The organism is Rossellomorea sp. KS-H15a (genome assembly GCF_024195245.1).
In the GTDB taxonomy this organism is placed as follows: Bacteria; Bacillota; Bacilli; order Bacillales; family Bacillaceae_B; genus Rossellomorea; species Rossellomorea vietnamensis.
Genome location: NZ_CP096886.1, coordinates 2,974,885 through 2,994,848 on the forward strand (window position 1 = coordinate 2,974,885; position 19,964 = coordinate 2,994,848).

General features: G+C 41.6%; 19 protein-coding genes. 10 read left to right on the plus strand and 9 right to left on the minus strand.

The annotated features are described in order from the left end of the window. Positions 1–38: 38 nt before the first annotated feature. From M1J35_RS15130 to M1J35_RS15140, 3 genes are read left to right on the plus strand one after another with little or no spacing between them, the layout of a single operon-like run. Entirely contained in the window at positions 39–1,535 is a 1,497-nt protein-coding gene (locus M1J35_RS15130) for a spore germination protein (RefSeq protein ID WP_254651632.1), read from the plus strand. A 12-nt stretch (positions 1,536–1,547) separates the two neighbouring features. Continuing rightward, positions 1,548–2,660 carry a GerAB/ArcD/ProY family transporter gene (locus M1J35_RS15135; protein WP_254651633.1) on the plus strand — a complete coding sequence of 371 codons (1,113 nt, stop codon included), beginning with the start codon at positions 1,548–1,550 and terminating at the stop codon, positions 2,658–2,660. Continuing rightward, on the plus strand, positions 2,657–3,796 hold the full coding sequence (locus M1J35_RS15140) for a Ger(x)C family spore germination protein (RefSeq protein WP_254651634.1): 1,140 nt from the start codon (positions 2,657–2,659) through the stop codon (positions 3,794–3,796). The genes M1J35_RS15135 and M1J35_RS15140 overlap by 4 nt, the downstream gene beginning before the upstream one ends. 34 nt (positions 3,797–3,830) lie before the next feature. On the opposite strand, the gene M1J35_RS15145 is transcribed toward M1J35_RS15140, so the two are convergent. Continuing rightward, positions 3,831–4,178: a DUF1033 family protein gene (locus tag M1J35_RS15145; protein WP_224519810.1), complete on the minus strand. Its 348-nt coding sequence runs from the start codon at positions 4,176–4,178 to the stop codon at positions 3,831–3,833. A 161-nt stretch (positions 4,179–4,339) separates the two neighbouring features. Between M1J35_RS15145 and M1J35_RS15150 the strand changes: the two genes are divergently transcribed. From M1J35_RS15150 to yidC, 3 genes are all read left to right on the plus strand, one after another. After that, a complete protein-coding gene (locus M1J35_RS15150; RefSeq protein WP_224519809.1) occupies positions 4,340–4,795 on the plus strand; it encodes a cupredoxin domain-containing protein in 456 nt (151 codons plus the stop codon). 220 nt (positions 4,796–5,015) lie between these two features. Continuing rightward, the gene (locus M1J35_RS15155; RefSeq protein ID WP_254651635.1) at positions 5,016–5,297 is read left to right on the plus strand and encodes a hypothetical protein; all 282 of its coding nucleotides are present in this window, start codon (positions 5,016–5,018) and stop codon (positions 5,295–5,297) included. 32 nt (positions 5,298–5,329) lie between these two features. Then, on the plus strand, positions 5,330–6,091 hold the full coding sequence (gene yidC / locus M1J35_RS15160; protein ID WP_034758912.1) for a membrane protein insertase YidC: 762 nt from the start codon (positions 5,330–5,332) through the stop codon (positions 6,089–6,091). Positions 6,092–6,134: 43 nt separating this feature from the next. Here the strand turns inward: yidC and M1J35_RS15165 are convergent, their stop codons facing one another. Beyond that, on the minus strand, positions 6,135–7,295 hold the full coding sequence (locus M1J35_RS15165) for a D-alanyl-D-alanine carboxypeptidase family protein (RefSeq protein ID WP_254651636.1): 1,161 nt from the start codon (positions 7,293–7,295) through the stop codon (positions 6,135–6,137). A 259-nt stretch (positions 7,296–7,554) separates the two neighbouring features. Between M1J35_RS15165 and M1J35_RS15170 the strand changes: the two genes are divergently transcribed. The 3 genes from M1J35_RS15170 to M1J35_RS15180 all read left to right on the plus strand — a co-directional run bounded on the left by M1J35_RS15170 (position 7,555) and on the right by M1J35_RS15180 (position 10,932). Then, positions 7,555–8,184: a 5-bromo-4-chloroindolyl phosphate hydrolysis family protein gene (locus M1J35_RS15170; RefSeq protein WP_034758906.1), complete on the plus strand. Its 630-nt coding sequence runs from the start codon at positions 7,555–7,557 to the stop codon at positions 8,182–8,184. Between the two features lie 14 nt (positions 8,185–8,198). Continuing rightward, a complete protein-coding gene (locus M1J35_RS15175; protein ID WP_254651637.1) occupies positions 8,199–9,341 on the plus strand; it encodes a toxic anion resistance protein in 1,143 nt (380 codons plus the stop codon). Between the two features lie 283 nt (positions 9,342–9,624). Next, positions 9,625–10,932, plus strand: coding sequence for an aldehyde dehydrogenase (locus M1J35_RS15180; RefSeq protein WP_254651638.1), 1,308 nt, complete (start codon positions 9,625–9,627; stop codon positions 10,930–10,932). 151 nt (positions 10,933–11,083) lie between these two features. Here the strand turns inward: M1J35_RS15180 and M1J35_RS15185 are convergent, their stop codons facing one another. From M1J35_RS15185 to M1J35_RS15205, 5 genes are all read right to left on the minus strand, one after another. After that, positions 11,084–12,658: a cation:proton antiporter domain-containing protein gene (locus tag M1J35_RS15185; protein WP_254651639.1), complete on the minus strand. Its 1,575-nt coding sequence runs from the start codon at positions 12,656–12,658 to the stop codon at positions 11,084–11,086. A gap of 231 nt (positions 12,659–12,889) precedes the next feature. Further along, on the minus strand, positions 12,890–14,809 hold the full coding sequence (locus tag M1J35_RS15190; protein WP_254651640.1) for a vWA domain-containing protein: 1,920 nt from the start codon (positions 14,807–14,809) through the stop codon (positions 12,890–12,892). Positions 14,810–14,819: 10 nt separating this feature from the next. Next, positions 14,820–15,701 (minus strand): ATP-binding protein, encoded by an 882-nt coding sequence (locus M1J35_RS15195; RefSeq protein WP_254651641.1) that lies wholly within the window; start codon positions 15,699–15,701, stop codon positions 14,820–14,822. Between the two features lie 132 nt (positions 15,702–15,833). Continuing rightward, positions 15,834–16,739, minus strand: coding sequence for a GNAT family N-acetyltransferase (locus tag M1J35_RS15200; RefSeq protein ID WP_254651642.1), 906 nt, complete (start codon positions 16,737–16,739; stop codon positions 15,834–15,836). Between the two features lie 655 nt (positions 16,740–17,394). Next, positions 17,395–17,598 (minus strand): DUF6501 family protein, encoded by a 204-nt coding sequence (locus tag M1J35_RS15205; RefSeq protein WP_079531868.1) that lies wholly within the window; start codon positions 17,596–17,598, stop codon positions 17,395–17,397. 209 nt (positions 17,599–17,807) lie between these two features. On the opposite strand from M1J35_RS15205, the gene M1J35_RS15210 reads away from it, so the two are divergent. After that, the gene (locus M1J35_RS15210) at positions 17,808–18,137 is read left to right on the plus strand and encodes a hypothetical protein (protein ID WP_254651643.1); all 330 of its coding nucleotides are present in this window, start codon (positions 17,808–17,810) and stop codon (positions 18,135–18,137) included. A 25-nt stretch (positions 18,138–18,162) separates the two neighbouring features. On the opposite strand, the gene M1J35_RS15215 is transcribed toward M1J35_RS15210, so the two are convergent. Both M1J35_RS15215 and M1J35_RS15220 read right to left on the minus strand, forming a co-directional pair. Further along, positions 18,163–18,780, minus strand: coding sequence for a DedA family protein (locus M1J35_RS15215; protein ID WP_254653772.1), 618 nt, complete (start codon positions 18,778–18,780; stop codon positions 18,163–18,165). 118 nt (positions 18,781–18,898) lie between these two features. Continuing rightward, a complete protein-coding gene (locus M1J35_RS15220; protein WP_254651644.1) occupies positions 18,899–19,774 on the minus strand; it encodes a gamma-glutamylcyclotransferase family protein in 876 nt (291 codons plus the stop codon). Positions 19,775–19,964 lie beyond the last annotated feature (190 nt).

Genomic DNA, 19,964 nt, shown 5'->3' on the forward strand with positions numbered 1-19,964 from the left:
GTTTTAGGGTGTTGAGGTCTGTGTTCAAACGAAGAGAAATGAAGAAGAGTATAGATCAAGGTCCCCCCCACAGCTTTAATATCGAGGACTTCCACAAGGAATTACTTGCTATGGTGAGCAACAGTGAAGACTTAGTATTCAGGGTCATCACCAAAGGGGATCAAAAAATCGCAGTGGCTTATTTTGACGATTTGATTAACCCCACCTCCATGCAGGATAGCATTGTCAGGCCACTTGAGGAATCAAGCGACGATCTGAACTATCATCTGATCAAAAATACGATTAATATTGCAAAGCTTACAACCACGAATGCCATTACTGATGTAGTCGATAATCTTGTGAATGGGACCGCTTATATCTTTAAAGAGGGGGATACCCATGGGGTATTAGCGGATGTGGCAGATAAAGGCACACGGGCACTTGAAAAGGCGGAAACCGAATCATTGGTGTTTGGGCCGAAAATCTCATTCACTGAATCCATAACGAAGAATCTCAATTTAATTCGCTCAAACATCAACGATCCTAAATTATGCGTCGAGACCTTTATGGTCGGATCCAGAACGAAAAAAAAGGTGCAAATGGTTTATATAAAGGACATTGCAGAGGAAGAAAACGTCAATACGTTCAGACAACGGATGACAGATATTGAAATTGACAGCATTGTGGATTCAACTGTACTTGCACAATTGATTGAGGATAATTCTTTCACTTTCTTCCCGCAATTCATTACTACAGAGCTGCCCGACCGGTGCACCATTTCCCTTCTACACGGTAAAATCGCTTTACTCGTGGATCGCAGTCCGACTGCGATAATCGGACCTTCCACGTTCATAAATTTCTTCGAATCCACAGAAGATATTTATATGAGATGGAATATGGGGACATTTCTCCGTTTCATCCGCTTTGTAGCGATCTTTTTTTCTATTCTTTTGACTCCGGCTTATGTAGCCGTCCTAACGTATCATTACGAAGTCATTCCTTCTGCTCTCTTAGTTTCATTGGGGCAATCACGGTCGAATGTGCCTTTCCCCCCTGTCTTCGAAGCCTTGTTATTGGAATTTATCATTGAATTATTAAGGGAAGCCGGAGCCAGGTTGCCAACCAAGGTAGGACAGACGATGGGAATCGTGGGTGGTATTGTCATCGGACAGGCGTCCGTTCAAGCGGGATTCACCAGTAATATCCTGATTATCATCATTGCGATTTCCGCGCTTGGATCCTTTACTGCCCCCAGCTATGCCATCGGGACTGCCGTTCGGATCATACGTTTCCCAATCATCGTCATGGCAGGATTATATGGCGGGGTCGGAATCATGTTTTGCTTTTGCTTTATCTTGATTCATTTACTGAAGATCACAACATTGGGAAGACCCTACTTATCTCCCATCTATCCATTCAGATTTTCAGATTTGAAATACAGCATATTCCGCATGCCATATCAGTATTTAGTCAAACGTCCCGTATCCAATCATCCCATTGACAAGGGACGTATCCCGATCAAAAAAGCCAAAATGAAAAAAGACGTCGATGAGTAAAGGGTGATATGTGTGGAGATCAATGTGAATCCTAAAGAGCGGCTGATGTTTAATGCGTTTTTACTTATGTTTATTTTACATACTGCCCAAACCGGGGTGGGAATTGCCGGCTTACCAAGGATCATTTACATGGAGGCGAATAGAGATGCCTGGATATCGGTGATCATTGCCGGCATTCTTGTTTCCTTTGTGTTATTCCTCATGGTTAAAACACTTGAAACCTATGATAGTGCAGATTTATATGGGATTCATATGGACGTATACGGTAAGTGGATTAGTAAAGGAATGAATATCCTCTATATCCTTTTCTATCTGGGCGTGACCTATGTCATCCTGATGAATTACATCGAGATGGTGCAGGCTTGGATCTTCCCGAGAATGCCGACTTGGCTTTTGATGGGACTGCTCCTCTTCTTACTTGTTTATGCTGTTCTTGGAGGGATCAGAGTAGTCGTGGGAATTGCGTTTTTAGGTCTGATATTGGCATTTTGGCTATTATTCATGATATACACCCCGGTTAAATTCATGGACTTCAATCACCTTCTGCCGGTCATGACTTCCTCTCCAAAGGAGCTCATAATGGGTGCTTATAAAACGAGCTTTACCATCATTGGCTTTGACTTGGTGCTATTTGTCTATCCTTATATAAAGGAAAAGAAAAAAGTATTAAAATACGCTCTCATCGGCACCGGATATTCAACCTTTTTATTCACCGTGGTCACCGTTGTAAGCATCGGTTTTTTCTCAGAGGACGCTTTGTTAAAGACAATCTGGCCCGTTCTATCCATGTTTAAAATCTTGAGGATACCAAACCTGGAGCGCTTTGAGTTCATTGCCGTCTCCTTCTGGATGTTAGTCATCCTCCCTAACATATGCCTGTACTTTTGGGTGGCGACCAGGGGGATGAAGAGAGTCTTTCATTTTTCTCAAAAGAAAGCCATCTATCTCTTCGCAGCCACGCTATGGATTTTATCACTATTCGTTCAGGAACGAATAACAATGAATACCATTACGGATAAGGTGGGTACTGCAAGTTTTTTTCTTTCTTTCATGTATCCCGCTCTCCTGTTTATCCTGGTTAAATTAAAACATATCGGCAACAGGAAAAAAGGTGTAGACTTATGAATAAAGTCTTGTTACTTATTTTGGTCTGTCTCCCCTCTGTTTTCTTAAGCAGCTGTGTGGAAACGAAATATTTAGAAAAGCTCGGTCTGATCACAGCCGTCGGCTATGACCAGGCTGAAGATGACAAAATCACGGGGACGCTTGTACTTTATCAATTCAACCCTGCCATGGAGGATGTTGAAAAAATCCTCTCCACCACGTCTAAAACGAGTAAAGGCATCCGGTTATCACAGAATCTGGAGTCTGATCACAAGCTTGTGTCCGGCCAGTTGAGGCTCGTTGTTTATGGCCGGGAGCTGGCAGCCAGAGGGATTTCCCACCTGGTCGATACGCTTGAAAGGGATTCCGCAATCGGTAATATGGTGTATTTAACGATAGCCGATACGACTGCTGAAGAGGTATTGAGGTATCAGACGGAGGAAAAACCTTCGAACAGGGGGACCTATCTTTACAACTTAGTCAGGCAAAACGTTGAATCAGAGATGATTGTTTCCCCAACCTTGCAGGAATTCATCACTGATTACGGAAGCGTCGGTAAAGACCCCATCCTTCCATTATTGACGGCTGCAAATGGAAAAGTCGGGGTAGATGGCTTCGCACTATTCACCAGAGATAGGTTCATTAAGGAAATTAAAAAAGACAGGATCTTCTTCATCCGTTCGTTAATGGAAAACTACAACGCAGGGAGTGTGGAGGTTGAATTACCTCTGGATAAGTTCAAGCCATACTTATCGAGCCTTCCTGCAGCCCCCGAACACAACAAAGTATATTTGATGATCGACAGCATCAAATCTTCCCATAAGATCCAGACAGAGAAAAAAGAGCGGGCTTCATTCAAGGTCGAATTGAACCTTGAGTCACGGATACTTGAAATGACCGAAGAATTGGAGCTGTCTAAACCAAAGGCCCTGCAATTGGTTGAAGAGGAAGTTGAGAAATATATTGAAGAGAACATTAAGGATACCCTCCTGATGCTGCAGGAGGAAGGAACAGATCCGATTGGATTTGGAATGGAGTACAGGAGTGTCAGAGGACACGAGGATTTGACAAGGAAGCAGTGGGACAAACTGTATAAAGAGGCTACCTTTGATGTGAAAGTGAATAGCAAAATCATCCGTACAGGTGTTATCGATTAATAGCAGGAATAGGTCTATCCAACATCGGATAGACCTATTGTTCCATTCTATCGGTGATTTCCGTGATGATCAAGTCATCCTTGATTTCCATCGGCTGATCGTTCTCAAAGATGACCAAACCGTAATAGACCTGAAGATCATCATCACACGCTTCGCAAAAATACACCTCTTCCGGATCCCAGAATGCTATGGAGTGAAACTTCTTCGTCTTTGCCTTTGGATAACGTTCACTGAATCGTTTCAGTTCCGTTAAAAAGGTTTCAACGGCTTCTTCCCTGCTATCAAACGTCCAATCTCTCCTGATATCCTTTTCCCAGCCTTCAAAGAACCACCATGGCTCTGCATCACTTTTCGTCGTTATAACTCTCCATGTAGTATTCAATGCTTCACCCTCCTTGCTACCATGTCCAAATTGTACATAAAATGGACCGGAAAGAAAAATATTTAACTTTTCCCTCTATAAAATTATTGACAAGTTCCCTGCCGTACAAGCATAGGTTTAATAGAAAAGTACTATGCTTTCTGACCGAGGAGGGAAATCATTTGAATTTCATTGTTTTGAAGAAAGGTTCCATCATTGCCATACTGGTGACAATCCTGGTGATTACTGTCGGGACGATTTGGTCTCTATCTTCGAAAAACTCATACCCGACAGTGTCGCTATCGGAGAAAACAGGAGAAAAACAAGTCATTCAGCTTGTAACCGGTGAATTCAAATCGAAGACAGCCGACGGCAAGGAAATCGAAGCATATCGTTGGGACCCCGGGACGATTGTGGTGGAAAAAGGCAAAGAGGTCGAACTGCGCATTTACGGAGTGAACGGCATGGAACACCCATTTTACATCGAGGGCACGGATATTAAAGGTACTGTAAAAAAAGGGAAAGAAACCGTTGTAGATGTAACTTTTTCAAAAGAAGGAACGTACAGGCTTATTTGTGAAATGCATGAAACCATCGAGAATAACGGTCCGATGATTGCGTATATCGTTGTCGATTAGCGGAATATCACTGAAATGAGAGGTCTCTAAAGTGGTTTGTCACTTAGAGACCTTTTAACTTGCTCTCAAATACATTTTTTTCAATGAAACCAATTGTTCACAAAATCGTATAAACAATTACCATGGATTCTATCCGGGTTTCGCAGTATACTGTAAATGTGATAAAATGTTCTTTCATCTATTATGGATGCAACTAGAATAGTAAAAGGAGTCTTCTCCATTGACATACATTATTTTACAAGACTTATTGGATTTTTACTTAAGTCCTTTGCATGTCAGTATCGTATTTTTATTCATACTGGCATTGATCTGGGATCGGTGTCCATCACCATTCCATCTCTATACACAATATTATGATAAAAAACTGGAAGGAAACAACCTCATTGTCAGCGAGGTTGCGGAAAATGAGGCCTTACCTGTCAGGGTCTGGTTTACAACCTGTATGAAGTTTCAATTCTATCATACTGATAATGATGAAGAATCCTCCTCTGTATATATGTAAAAGAAAAGCATATATACAGAGGAGGAAAAACATTGAAAAAAATTTCATTCATTTTCGTTTTACTATTATTAACATTGACCGGATGCCAGTCTGCTACCACTGAAGGGGCATTCTTTCATGATTATCTTGTCAATCCATTTTCATTTCTCATCCATGAAATAGGAACCTTCCTTGGCGGGAATTTTGGCGTGGCCATTATTGTGATCACCCTTCTTATTCGTCTTGTTCTTCTGCCTTTTATGCTTAAAACGTATAAGAATCAGCAGGATATGAAAGGGAAAATGGCGTTGATCAAACCCGAGATGTCTGCGATCCAAAAGAAGATTAAAGAAACGAAGGATAAAGAAGAGCAGAAAAAGCTTCAGCAGGAATTGATGATGCTCTATCAAAAAAACGGTGTAAATCCTCTCAATATGGGATGTTTGCCTTTATTGATCCAGACGCCCATCCTGATTGGACTCTATTATGCCATCCGTTCATCTTCAGAGATTGCCAGTCACTCTTTCCTATGGTTCAACCTTGGACAACCGGACCATATCATGGCGATTATTGCCGGGGTTGTGTACTTGGCCCAATCACGCGTTTCCTTGATGAACATCCCTGCAGAGCAGCAGGCACAGATGAAAATAATGGGGCTTCTGTCCCCGGTCATGATCTTCATCTTTTCACTGAACGCACCTGCTGCACTTCCATTATATTGGACGGTCGGAGGCGCATTCCTCATCTTGCAGACCCTGATCGGCAAGACCCTTTACCATCAGCAGCCAGCATTAGAAAAACAGGAAAGTCAATAACAAAAGGGAGCCGGCCGGCTCCCTTTTGTTCTATATTCAACTCTTACTTATTTAAAGACCCTGGCCGAAACACGGACACCCCTGCAATGAATAGAAGGGCCATGTAAATGATAAACGGGTAAAATAAAAGTTGCTCGGAAAACTGCCCTTTGTGCTCACTCGAAGCAACTGCTTCGGTGTGGGTTACAGGTGTTCCTTTCACCGGTGTCAAAGTGGTTGACAGCATTTCTTCATGATCCTGGTTATAAAGAGTCAACTCCCCACTTGCGGCAAGCTTCTGAGTGATCTTCCCGTCTACAGGCTGAGTAAATGGAATATCCTTTTTCAAATCATAAGAAGTGCCGTCCAATTGGAATACGGTCTCTTTAGGGATATAATTCCTTTCAAACTGATTCAACCCATAATCAAGCAGTTTCCTCGTATCCGAATAAATGGCCCTTTTGGACTGTGCCTTCATCGTGACGACCACGATGGAAAGTTTATCATTTTCCGCTGACGTCACCAAGGTGTGACGGGATTCGTCTATAAACCCATTCTTACCTCCCGTCACTTCAGGATAGGGGATTTCCCCCTTCACCATCTTGTGATGATTATATAGGGTGGTATTCCACCCTTCAGCCTTCCAGTCCAGGGAGTCTATATCAAATAACTCTCTAAATTGTTCATCCTGTAACGCGTAGCTTGTGATTTTAGCCATATCATAGGCGGTTGTATAATGATTTTTTCCATAAAGTCCATGAGGATTTTCAAAATGTGTATCCCGGACCCCCACTTCCTCCTTAAGAAAGAGATTCAATTTATCGACAAACGTTTTTACAGATCCTTCTGTATGTTCAGCGATGGCAACGGCGGCATCATTCCCTGAGTTCACCATCAATCCTTGAAGCAGCTGCTCCATACTCAATGTTTCACCGGGAGCTAAATACACAGTAGAACCCTCGGTACGGCTTGCCTTCTCACTGATTTTCACCTGATCACGGAGATCGCTATGCTGAATTGCATAAATCGCTGTGGCAATTTTTGTAATACTTGCAGGGTTCATTCGTTTAGTACCATTTTTAGAGTACAGGATACTCCCGGTTTTAGAATCTATTATAATAGCCGAATCACTATAAATATGTCCTGGTTTTTTTACTCCATTTTGTTGAGCTGAAACACTTGGGGTTATGAAGCAAAGTAAGATCAGCACAATAACCTTTTTCATATATCCACACACCTGTCTTGTCATTGGTCTCACTTCCCCATTCTACCAAAAAAAGATTTCCTATAATCACTCCATTAATAAATGTTAAGAAATTGAAAGAATGATGCTAATTCCTTACAAATCTCCCCGATTTTTCTTCCATCACTGATACTTTATTTCCATTTTCCCTCCGTTTCCACTAAAATGAGAGTATGAATATGAAACCTTTTACACAATGAACCGTAAGTAAGATAAGCATCTTTATTAAGGGGTAGATGAAATGAACACATTTCTGCAATTTTTATTAAGGGCGGTCATCTCTTTCAGTATGGGGACCAGCAGTTTTATCGCTTACTTACTCCTCTTTGACATGGGATTTCCTCTTACACTCTTATCGGGTGTAGGTACCGGGGTACTCTTTTTCATGGTCGTTAAGGCTCTTCAAAAAAAATGGTGGTTGAATAAAAATGGTCTTTCCGGACAGGAGTTTCGATATATAAACAGAAATTTAAAGGAAGCAAAAGAAAAGGTAAAACGGCTGCAACGTCAGCAGTTAAGGGTAAGATCGCTTGGAGCTTTCAAGCAAATCCTTGAGATCAACCGATTAAGCCGAAGAATTTATCAACTTGTAAGAAAAGAACCCAAGAGATTTTTTTCAGCTGAGTCCTTCTTCTTCTACCATTTAGATTCTGTCGTGGAAATTACCGAGAAGTATACGTTCCTGGCTTCCCAGCCTGGTAAAAATAAAGAAACCTTCCTGTCTCTCCAGCAAACCCGTACGACACTGGACGATTTAACAGGTTCTTTGGAAAATGATTTACAGAAAGTCCTGGCTGATGACATGGATCACCTGCAATTTGAACTGAATTTCGCCAATCAGCATTTATCGCACAAAAAAGATCTCAAATAAATGTCGGAGGTTTTATGATGGAACAACGAAATGAACAATCAGAACTGGATTTATTGCTTTCAAACCCGTTCGGGGAAGAAATCCCTGCGGTGAACGAACAAACAAAGTCCCCCCTGTTACTTGACCGTTTGCCAAAGGAACAGCAGGAAAAAGCCAAACAATTAGCAGCACAAATCGACTACAAGGACTATGAAGCCATTCTAAAATATGGAACAGCGGCTCAGACCCAACTGTCGACATTCTCACATTCGATGTTGGATCATGTGCAAAAACGGGATATCGGACCGATCGGTGACGTGTTAGGCGATTTAATGAAAAAGCTCGAGCAAATGAATCCCGATGAGCTTAATACGAAACAAAAAGGCGTATTTAAAAAGCTTTTTCGAAAAGTTTCATCCTCTTTACAGGAAGTGCTTTCTAAATACCAAAAAATTGGATCTCAGATTGATCGGATTTCAGTCAGACTCGAGCATTCGAAAAAGACCCTGCTCGACGATAACCGATTATTGGAAACCTTATATGAAAAAAATAAAGACTATTTTCAAGCCCTTAATATGTATATTGCCGCTGCTGAAATCAAACGGGAAGAAATCCAGCACAATCTCCTCCCCTCTTTGCGTAAAAAAGCAGAAGAAACCGATGATGAACTGATCTACCAGGAAGTCAATGATACCATGCAGTTCCTTGATCGATTGGATAAACGAATCCATGATTTGAAGCTGAGCAGACAAATGACGATTCAGTCCGCCCCTCAAATCCGTTTGATACAAAATACAAATCAGGCATTGGCAGAAAAAATTCAAGCTTCTGTCCTTACAGCGATTCCTCTTTGGAAGAATCAAATCGCCATCGCTCTGACCCTGCTGAATCAACAGAAGGCTGTATCCGCTCAAAAGCAGGTATCACGCACGACTAACGAGCTGCTATTAAAGAATTCCGAAATGCTCAAAACAAACAGCATCGAGACCGCTAAAGAAAACGAACGGGGAATCATAGATATCGACACCCTCAAGAAAACCCAGGAAAACCTGATCTCCACCATTGAAGAAACCTTGGCCATACAGGCAGAAGGCAGACAAAAGCGACAACAGGCCGAACAGGAAATGGTCACAATGGAAAATGATTTGAAACAAAAACTCATCGAAATCAGAAAGTAACCAAATTAACAAATATGAGCACTGGCCATTCCTGCGAATCTATCGTGGAAATGGCCTTTCATTTTATCCCAGCATAATATTCTTCGTCTTTCGATTCCTGAATCATATATCTTGCATATCTGATTTGATTATACTATCATTCTCCACATGCAAATAATTGACACCTCAATAAATTGCACACAATTTTATTGAAACACAAGAAATAGTTCCCAAGAGTATCTGCGGTACAATACGGGAAAAGCATAAGTGTTACTATTCATCAAAGAGAAGAGGAGTTTTTAATATGGAAAACTACCAAGAACTTATCAATAAACAGCAAACATTCTTTCGTACTGGTATTACAAAGGATACCAACTTCAGGATAGAAGCTTTGACTAAGTTAAAGGATCTTATCCAAACGCATGAACATGACATAATCAATGCTGTAAAGGAAGATTTGAATAAGCCCGAAATTGAAGCTAAGCGGGCAGAAATCGGCCTTGTTCTTGGTGAGATCGACTTCACCTTAGAGAATCTTAATGGATGGGCGTCACCTGGGGAAGTTCAAACACCTGATACACATTCAGGGGCAAAGAGCTTTATTTATCCAGAGCCCTATGGATCGATCCTTGTCATCGCTCCATGGAACTATCCATTCCAACTTGCCGTGGCACCCCTTGTTGGAGCGATCGCTGCCGGCAATACCGCTGTCCTGAAACCATCGGAATTGACCCCGAACACTTCAAGACTGCTTGCAGGCATGATCAATGACCACTTCCAGGAAGAGTATCTACATGTCGTCGAAGGAGAAGTTGAAACAAGCACAGCATTGCTCAAGGAAAATTTCGATTACATTTTCTTCACAGGAAGCACGGGTGTCGGGAAAATCGTGGCTGAAGCTGCAGCCAAGCATTTAACACCCGTGACGCTTGAACTTGGTGGTAAAAGTCCTACAATTGTACATTCAGATGCGGACATTGATGAAGCGGCGAAACGAATTGCAAGAGGGAAATTTGCGAATGCGGGTCAAACATGTGTCGCTCCGGATTATGTTCTCGTCCATCCTGAAGTAAAGAACGAGCTGTTGGAAAAACTCAAAGTAGCCATCCATGCCAGTTACGGGGACGATATCATTCATAACCCAGATTTTGGCCACATTGTTAGCACAAGGCATTTTGATCGCCTGAAAAGCTTTCTGGACAATGGGAGCATTGTTACCGGTGGAGCCTCAGACCGTGAAAATCTCGTCATTGAACCGACGATTCTTGATTCGATTTCATGGGAAGATCCGATCATGCAGGATGAAATTTTCGGACCGATCCTCCCGATCATTGAATATGAAGACACTTCTGAAGTGATTGATCAAATTGTGAAGCGTCCGAAGCCGTTGGCACTTTATCTTTTCTCTGAAAATGAAACCCTTCAGGATGAAATATTGACCAATATCTCATTTGGAGGCGGCGCGATCAATGATACAATCAACCACATGACATCTCACTATCTTCCTTTTGGTGGGGTTGGCGCCAGCGGAATGGGTGCGTATCATGGTAAAGCAAGTTTCGATACATTCTCACATTTCAAGAGCATCTTGAAACGTGAGAATCTTAAATGATCATGTTACCTTTATGATTTTGATTCATCTTGGTAAGACTGGAGATTCATTCTTTCGATAGCAATAAAGGGACCATGGGCTCTTCATCTTTGAAGAGCCCATGGTCCCTTACTACTTATGCCGGGAAATCCTTTTATCCACGTAATTTGATTTATTTATCCTCGTTATGCACGATGTTGTCCGTAATACTGTCATATTCATTCTCCGCAATGGCACTACTGATGATTTCTTCTTTTTCTAGCTTTGCAACCGCCTCATATTCTGCATACATGGCGTGTTTTCTAAGTGTAGAGAGCTGTTTTTCTTTAAGAACCGGGTTGCGTTCAAATAAGTCATCCAATTGTGCTTTCAGCATATCGATTCTTTTTTCGTATGTATCAATGAGCTCCTTCGAAATTGGGTCAGTGATGTAGAGCTTTTGTTTCACACGATGAATCTCTGATATCGCCATTTCATAACGATGAAGCTGACTAAGTAATTTCTCGAATTCCTCATTTCCTTCCTCTTTCGGCTTAATGCCCAATACATTGATTAACGGTTTGATGGTAAGTCCCTGGACAACCAGGCTGAATAAGACAACACTAAAGCCAAGGATCAACACGTCCTCCCTGCCTGGGAAGTCCCGTGGCAGACTCAGTACAAGAGCAATCGAGAGAGATCCTTTCAATCCTCCCCAATTCAATATGTGCTTCCACATATGCGGGAAGTTCCCGATAAGGGACAAGCTTGTATAAACGGCTATACTCCTTGCCACTAATACGACAAGTATGGCTGCGAATATGTATGGCCATTTCTCGAGGAGGTCGATCCTTGTTATCTCAAGACCGACCATTAGGAAAACCAAAGAATTCGCTAGTAATGCTGCCACATCCCAAAAACTGTTGATATTCAACTTGGTAGTGGGACTCATTCCGATCTTCCCGCCGAAATTCCCGAAAATCAGTGCTGCAATGACCACGGCGATGACTCCTGAAGCATGAACACTTTCCGCAAGAAGGAAGGAACCGTAAAATAGGATGACACTAAAAATGATTTCAAGTGGATAATCATCATAGTACTTCGTTAAAATCGAAAAGGCATACCCCAGGGAACCACCGATGATCAGTCCCAATGAGACCACCCTGATGAACTCCCACAAACCGCTCCCAAGGCCCGCCCATCCAGCATCGATATATGACACAAGATAAAAGGCGGAAATATTGAATAATACAACAGCTAGACCATCATTGAATAAGCTTTCGCCTTCAATCACAACGGCCAATCTCTTCTTAACGCCAACACTCTTGAAAATGCTTAATACACTGACAGGATCCGTTGCACTCATCAGGGCTCCGAATACAAAAGCTGCCTGAATAGAGAAATCAAAGAAATAATACGCTGAAAAACCGACGATTAAAAATGAAATCAACGTTCCACCGAAAGCCAATGCGATGATCGGTTCTTTATTGGCCTTAAGATGGGAATAGGGTAGCTTCAATGCCGCTTCTCCCAAAAGAGCTGGTAAAAACAAGGTGATAATGACGAAATTAAAGACTTCACCTTCTGTAATGAAAGCCTTAAGCGGCTCCAATACAGGTATATTGAATAACCCGATCAACGCTCCAACGATCACGAGGGCAATCGGATAGGGCTGCTTGAATTTCTTAGAAATCGCCGTTATACCGGCTGCAATCATGACTAATATAAGACCGAGTTCGAAAATATGATGCATATCCAGCTCTTCCATAAATGTCTCCTCCTCCCTTGTACACTATTATCATTTCCCTATCTTGTTTATTTACTAACCTACCCAAGACTCATCTTCCCACCAATTCTTAACAGGAACCTACACTCATCTTCCTTTAGTATACAGAAATTTCCTTGGATATTAAAATCCATTCCATTCATTGAAAAAGGATAACAAGGAAACGCAAAAAATGACGACTACAGAGTAACCTGGTAGTCGTCATTTTATCAATTAAATACTCTTATATAGGAGCTTTCTAAGTAAAGGAAATAATACTTCCGGGAGTTCTTCCACATCTGAAACAAGGATGCTGTAATTCCCATAAATATTTTGGATGGTTTTTCTTTGGGATTCATCGATTTCACCGTTTGATAAAAAGACGTTGATGACTTCAATTCCCTTTTTCCTTGCATCCAGAACGGCTTCGTGTGTATCGACAATTCCATTTTGTTCGTACTCCATGGCTGCAGGCTCACCATCTGAGAAAACAAGAAGGAATTTTTGTTTTTCATTCCGCATCAGAATTCTTTCTGTCATCAAACGAATCGCAAAACCATCCCGATTGTCTTCTTCCGGCTGGAGCTGCATGATTTCAGAACCACTGCCTGGTTTCAGTGAAGTATAGAAATTCAACACAGGATTTAAGTAATTCGGCTGACTGGTCTTGGACGCACGATTCGTGTCTTCCCAGAAGCCGACGACTTCATGTGGGACCCTGACTGATTTTAACGATTCATGAAACAACGTGATACCGAGCTTCGTCTGATCCATTTTGTCATACATGGAGCCTGAACAATCGACCAATAGAGAAAACACTGCGTCTATCTCTGAGGAAGGATTCTGCTTTTTGTAAAAAAGTCTTGGATTATCGTCTGTTATGAACCGTAATAACTTGTTGTTCAATCTGCCGAAATGCAGATCGCTGCGCGGCTGTATACGCTTATGTTCCAGTGTTTTCTCAATCATCTTCTGAAGCTTTTTTTGAAACGGCGCTACCATTGCTTTGTTCTGACTATACTTTAGCTTTTCTTCAGAAGTGGGAACAGACGGGGTAAGAAAGTGAGGTATGGCGAAGCGATTGTCCTTTCCATACTCACTTTCTCCCCCTGCTGACTCTTCCCTCTCCTGCTCCTCGGCTTTCACATCATGGTACTGCTCCCGTTCTGTCTCCTGCATAGAGCCTTGAACCATTGCCAAAGCCTGATCACCATCATCTCCTTCACGTACACCTTCTCCCATGAGGTCGGATTGCGAACCTTGATCCAGATCGAACTGCAGGAATGATTCTCCTTTGTCACTTGTTTCCCTGTGCCATGTACGGAATTCTTCATCTATGATCTCTTCTTCCCCTGTGCTTTCTTCTTCCAGTACATCATGATTCTCCAGGGGGTCTTTCCTTTTTAGATCGTCAAAGGTTTCACCGGACATTTCTTCTATCTCATAGACGTCTTCAGGCAAATGGAAGTATTCATTCAACATATCTTTCTGAACAATTTCATCCACAACCTCAACAATCTCCAAAGCTACCCTCACAACGTCCTTCGTCTGACGGGTCTCATAAAATCGGGTAATCTGCCCATGAATAAACGGCATGGCCAGGTCGATATCCTCATTGATCTTCACCGGTTGTTCCAACGGGGATTGGGCGTGAAGAAGAAGGTAAACCGAATTGAACAGAGCATCTGTAAACACGCTTTTCGTCAAATTCACTTTAAGCTGGGCTTCAAAGTGCTGACGGTATAATGTTCTTCTTGTGTCAAATGATTTCTTGGTGCCCGGGCGTTTGGATTTACAAATTTCCTCTAATCGTATCTCTTCCCCGATGACAAATAATTGCTTTGCAAATCGGGGGACCGAAGTGTTTTTTACTTTTTCAATGTAATTTATCACATCTTCCTTCACCGTTTCATGGAGGTTACCGATAGTCCTCAAGTAGATATCACTTTTCAACCCACGGACTTCATCATCTCTTTTTCGATGATCCCAGAAATGACTGACATAGACCGTTTCCTCTTTATAGTCCAAATAAGAAAATGGACCATATTTCAGGTTCATATCCCCATTCTTAGACAGTGTCTTTGTAAGATCAGCCATTTCCATCACTAAAAATGAATCAATGTTTTCATCATTAAATTGAATAAATCGATGCATTACAAATCCCTCATTCAAATAAGGTTTCTGCTATATTCAGAATAGCCGCTTTCTCACGTTCATCTTCAAGCTTATCAACAATTCCCCTCAATATCGCACGTTTGGCAGGGAGATACAGAGCCAAGTCACAGGCATCAAGGAGAGCACGGATCGATGCTGCTTCTTCTGAAATTTGTCCATTTTTCACCTGGATCAATAAATCCGAAGACAAATTTACAAATTGGGAGATGAGCTTGTCATCCACAAGCTTACTCTGACTTTCAATGACACTCTTCAGCGTATCCCCTTCAATATAAGGTACGTCTATGACAACAAAGCGATTTTTCAGGGCCTCATTTAACGGAACCGTACCTACATACCCTTCATTGATAGCGGCTACAACACCAAATGAGGGAGCAGCCTTCACGACTTCACCTGTAAATGGATTCGTAATACTTCTTCTATAATCCAACACACCGTTTAAAATCGGCAATGTTTCAGGTTTGGCCATATTGATTTCGTCGATATAGAGCAGGTGACCATTTTTCATTGCTTGGATTACAGGTCCTTCAATGAAATCGATGGTATTTTTCCCATCCCTTTCGCTGATCGTTTTATATCCTAATAATGCTTCTGCATCGAGATCAACAGAGCAGTTGATACTGTGCATCGGCTGAGAGAATATAGATGATAATGTATCGGAAAGCTTTGTTTTTCCAGACCCCGTAGGTCCTTTTAGGAGAAGGTTTTTCCCCAGGGAAAGGGAGATGATGCTGTCCTCAATGATGTAATCTTCACTTGCCGTATATCCCCCTTCGCCGATCAATGAGTGGTTCTCAGTACGAGCAAATGCTTGTTTTCTTTCATTTATTATACGAGTGACCGATTCCGGTAGTTCTCTTTCCAAATTCATGCTCTGACATCCTTTCCAATTCACATACTAGTCATTCTACATGTAATAGCGCTTACACTGCAAAGGGTCTGCACACATTTATTATTTCGGCAGATCAAGAAAAAAACACCCTTTTCCGGGTGTGGTAAACTTTTATATGTTCAGATCATATCGGGTGAATCCCCTATAGACATACATGCCGGCTTTTTGATAGACAATTGTGGCATCGGTGTAGCTGTCGCTGTCTACGGATAGGGCTGCAGTTTTCATCCCGCGTTCTTTCAGCTTGTGGAATGCGTAATGAAGTAAATGATGGGCAAGTCCCCTGCGACGCAAGCTTCTCTGAATTCCGAGATGAGAAACTTCCCCCATCCTGGTCTCTTCATTGACAGTACAAAGGATAAATCCTATGAGATTGTCTTCTTCTTTCAATAGGTACCAAAGAGTAGGATCGAAAGTAGGGCGAAGAAAACGCTTCTTGAATTCTTCCAATTCGGTCGGGTGATAATCAAAATGGTCCGAAAAAACCTCTTCGAACAGTTCATGAAGACAATGAGTTTCAGTATCGGAATTGAAACTTGTTATCTGATAAGAAGAAGGAATGGAGGTATTCGTCAAATCTTCAAGATCCTTTTTCATCTGAAACCAGAAGCGGGTTGCCGTAAACCCACATTGTTCGAGAGTCTTTTTCTCTACTTCAAGATTTGCAGATAAGATGATCGTTTTGTTTTCACCTTTCATCATTTTCCGGGTTCTAGCCGATGATACTAATTCTTTTACCATTTCCTTTATATAATGATCCATATGTTCATTTGGGTTAGTAAGAATTAAAGAGGGCAGGCGATGATCTTTTTCAGTCAAGATGGAGAGGGCAGCCAATTCCCCATTATGCCAAAGACCTATGCGATCCGTTTCCGGAATCGATTCCACCATCTCTTGTATTTCTTCTTCGCTCGTTTGCCTTTCTCCAAATGCCTTCAGTTCATAGTTCATAAATAATTCTTTCAGTGATGACATGTCCTGTAGAGTAACCACCCGTTTACTAAAAGATTTCTTCATTTCTCGTCTCCCCATCCATCCCTATTTTAAACCTCTTTGAAAAACACAATGATAAATGCTCTTTTCGCAATGATTGTTGTTTTCTAACATAGAAACTGCCAGGCTCTGTCAATGAGTATGGGATAGATGGTGAGGAGAACGCCTTCGCTTTCCGGCGGACGAACGGCCAAGCCTCCTCAGCTTCGCTTCCGGGGTCTCGGCACGCCCGTTTTTCCGCAGGAGTCTACGCCGTTCCCCTCACCATCAAAATGAGATATCATGACAGAGCTTAAAAGTGAAAAATCGAATAAAATAAAATTTTATTATTCATGTTAAAGTCCATCACTGGATTCGATGAAGATTAATATTATCAAAAGGTATGGAAGAAAATTTGTCCTCCATAATCTTAGAAAGTTGATTGGAGCGGAAGGTGCTCGACTCCGACGGGGAATAGCGGGAAAGTTGAGACCCCACAGGGCAAAGCCCGAGGAGGCTCAACTCACGCCCCGCGGAAAGCGAGCACCTGCAGCGGAAATCAACCACTACTCCCTTCTTTAAATAGCCACCAAAAATAGGAAAAGAGCTTAAAAAAGAAGATTACGATACTATCTTTCGTAAAGTTAACATGAAAAAAGCTGATTTCTTCCGTTCAGGAAAAAATCAGCTGGAGGATGGTTTAGACCTCTTCGAAGTATTCTTTGTAGAATCCTCCCATTTTGCCACTTTCATCGATGACAAAGTAGTATTCTTCTGATTCGTTTTTCACTTCATATTCTTTTCCAACTGTAAGGACATTCGCAACTGTGTATTTCTTTGCGTCCGTATGTACACACTTTATCTTTTTATTCGAATGATTCTCCGTCCAAGTTTTATGGATCAAGTCGATAACCTCCTTTTCAATGGAACTATGCTACTAGTATATTCTTACAGGCGCATTAGTTCAACTACTATCTAAACCGGAATTCTGTTGAACCGATCTCCGACGCCCGTTATATAGTTTTTTGTCGATTTTTTATGGATTTTGACACACCGAACAATCGTTATATGGTATATTATAGGAGATAACATATTGGGAGAGGTTCGATATTCGTGAAAAAAGGATTAATCAGAATAGGGATGATTTTCTCCATCCTTCTACTATTCTATATGAGCACGCACCGGCCGAATGAAGAACAGTTTTACTCTTGGCTATTAAAAGAATACGATATCGAATGCCACGCTTCCATAACCTGCACAAAAAAAATGGAGGGGAATTCCTATACAACCCTGATTGAAACAGGATCAAATATTAAGAATGGGTACTTGTTGTTTAACACGATCGGCAAGATCTATGAGGATGAGCAAGGTTCCAGAATCACGGTTAAAGCGATAGGGATATTCGGAAAGTATTTCACGATCATGATCGATGAACAAGGCTGATGACAATACCTCCATCAGTCTTTTATTATTTTCGATACCTTACTTTGCTGAACTGTTGCTTTTTTTTCATAGTGAAGAAGAGTCCGTAAATAATCAGTGTAACAAAAAGAATGACGAAAATGATCCCCGCTTTTAGGCTTATTTCCTCTAACAGCACCTGAAAGCTCTTAGGGAAGTACCGTCCAATCTGAAAATAGACGATTCCCCATACGAAAGCTGATGGTAGGGCATAAAGAAGATACTTCATGAAGGAGATCCCTCTTGTTGTCCCTGCAATATATGGCATGACTAACCTGATACCGGGTATAAAATAGCTGAATGAAATGGCCAATGGACCAAATTTGTTCAGCCAGGCTTCTCCGTTTTCAATGAGCTTTTTGGATCTGTTCCCATTCCTCATCCGGGATGTTAGCTTAGTGCCAAAATATCGTCCATTCATGAAGGCAAAAATTCCATAGGAGATCAATCCACTATACATAAACAAAAAAGAGGTGTACGGATTAAAATGTCTCCATTCAGAGAGATATCCGGCTAATGCGGCAGCCACTTCGTTAGGTACCGGTAAACCAACAAACACAACCCAACTGAATAGGAACATGGCAATATAACCAAACTGATCAACCAAATGAAGTAAAAAGTCCATCACACACCTCTTTTCACACAATGCATTTTGTGTCTCTCCCTGAACCCACCTGGTCACTCATTAAATACCCTATCGGATTAAGACGAAAACCACTCATGATTCGTGAAGCGCCCGTACCTTAACTTAACGTAAGGAGCTTCTCCACTTGATCTTTCGTCATACCTATTTCCAATAACTGTTTTTGTAGTTTTTCATGATAAGACCGACTTACATGTGGAAGGCTTCCCCTGAGGATTTCCCTGGCGTAATGATCGGGAGGACATGTTTCATCGTATTTCACCTTTACGATAAAGGTCAGTACATCTTCATACGTTTTGCCGTTTATCAGTAAGTCGATGAAAGCCGCCCTGTACCAACCCGGGGTGACCCCCTCCCTTGTAAACAGGTACTCTACAGCCTCTTTGGGGATATCATATACAACCCCTTCCATCGTTCCTCCATCTTCAATAATATCTCCACGGCCTCCATCATGTACCTGAAAGAGATATTTCATTGTATATCCTTCCAATACACCCGCTCCAAGGCAATCCTTAAAATGGTGATCCACCTGTGCTTTTTTAAATCGATCATCATCCATACAGGATCCGTATGCGAAATATAGTGTACTTTCTGGTTTTCCCTTAAGAAATTGATGGACCTTCCAGTCTCCTGAAGGAATTTCTTCTTGAAATAATGCTTTGTCTTCGGAATAGTAGACAAATGCTTCCCGGGTTCCGGTGTCTGTTTCCACTTCTTTAAGTTTTCGGATAAATAGGTTCTTTTCACGATCTTCCAGAAAATCCTCAAGCTCATCGATCTTCAATAAGATGTCGGAGTCGATCTTATATACTTCGCCATAGGCTGTTCCATTGCCTTCTTTCAGGGCTGGATAACCTTTATTCGTTTCATATAGAATTCCTTCTACCCAGGCTTGCTCTCTGACCAATGAAGCATCCTTTAGTAAGGAATGATTACTTTCGTGTCTTCTTAACGTACCATAGACAAAAACGTACACCCTGTTACCCCTTTCTCTTGTTAACATAACTTCATTACAGTTAATCAACTAAACTAGCTTTATTATATTTTATCAAATGATCTTTAAAATTTCAGTATCCTCTGCTTTCCTTATACAAATATTCATAAAAAAGGACATTTCCACCATTACGGTAGAGATGTCCTTTAAGAGGAAACGCTTTCAATTTTTC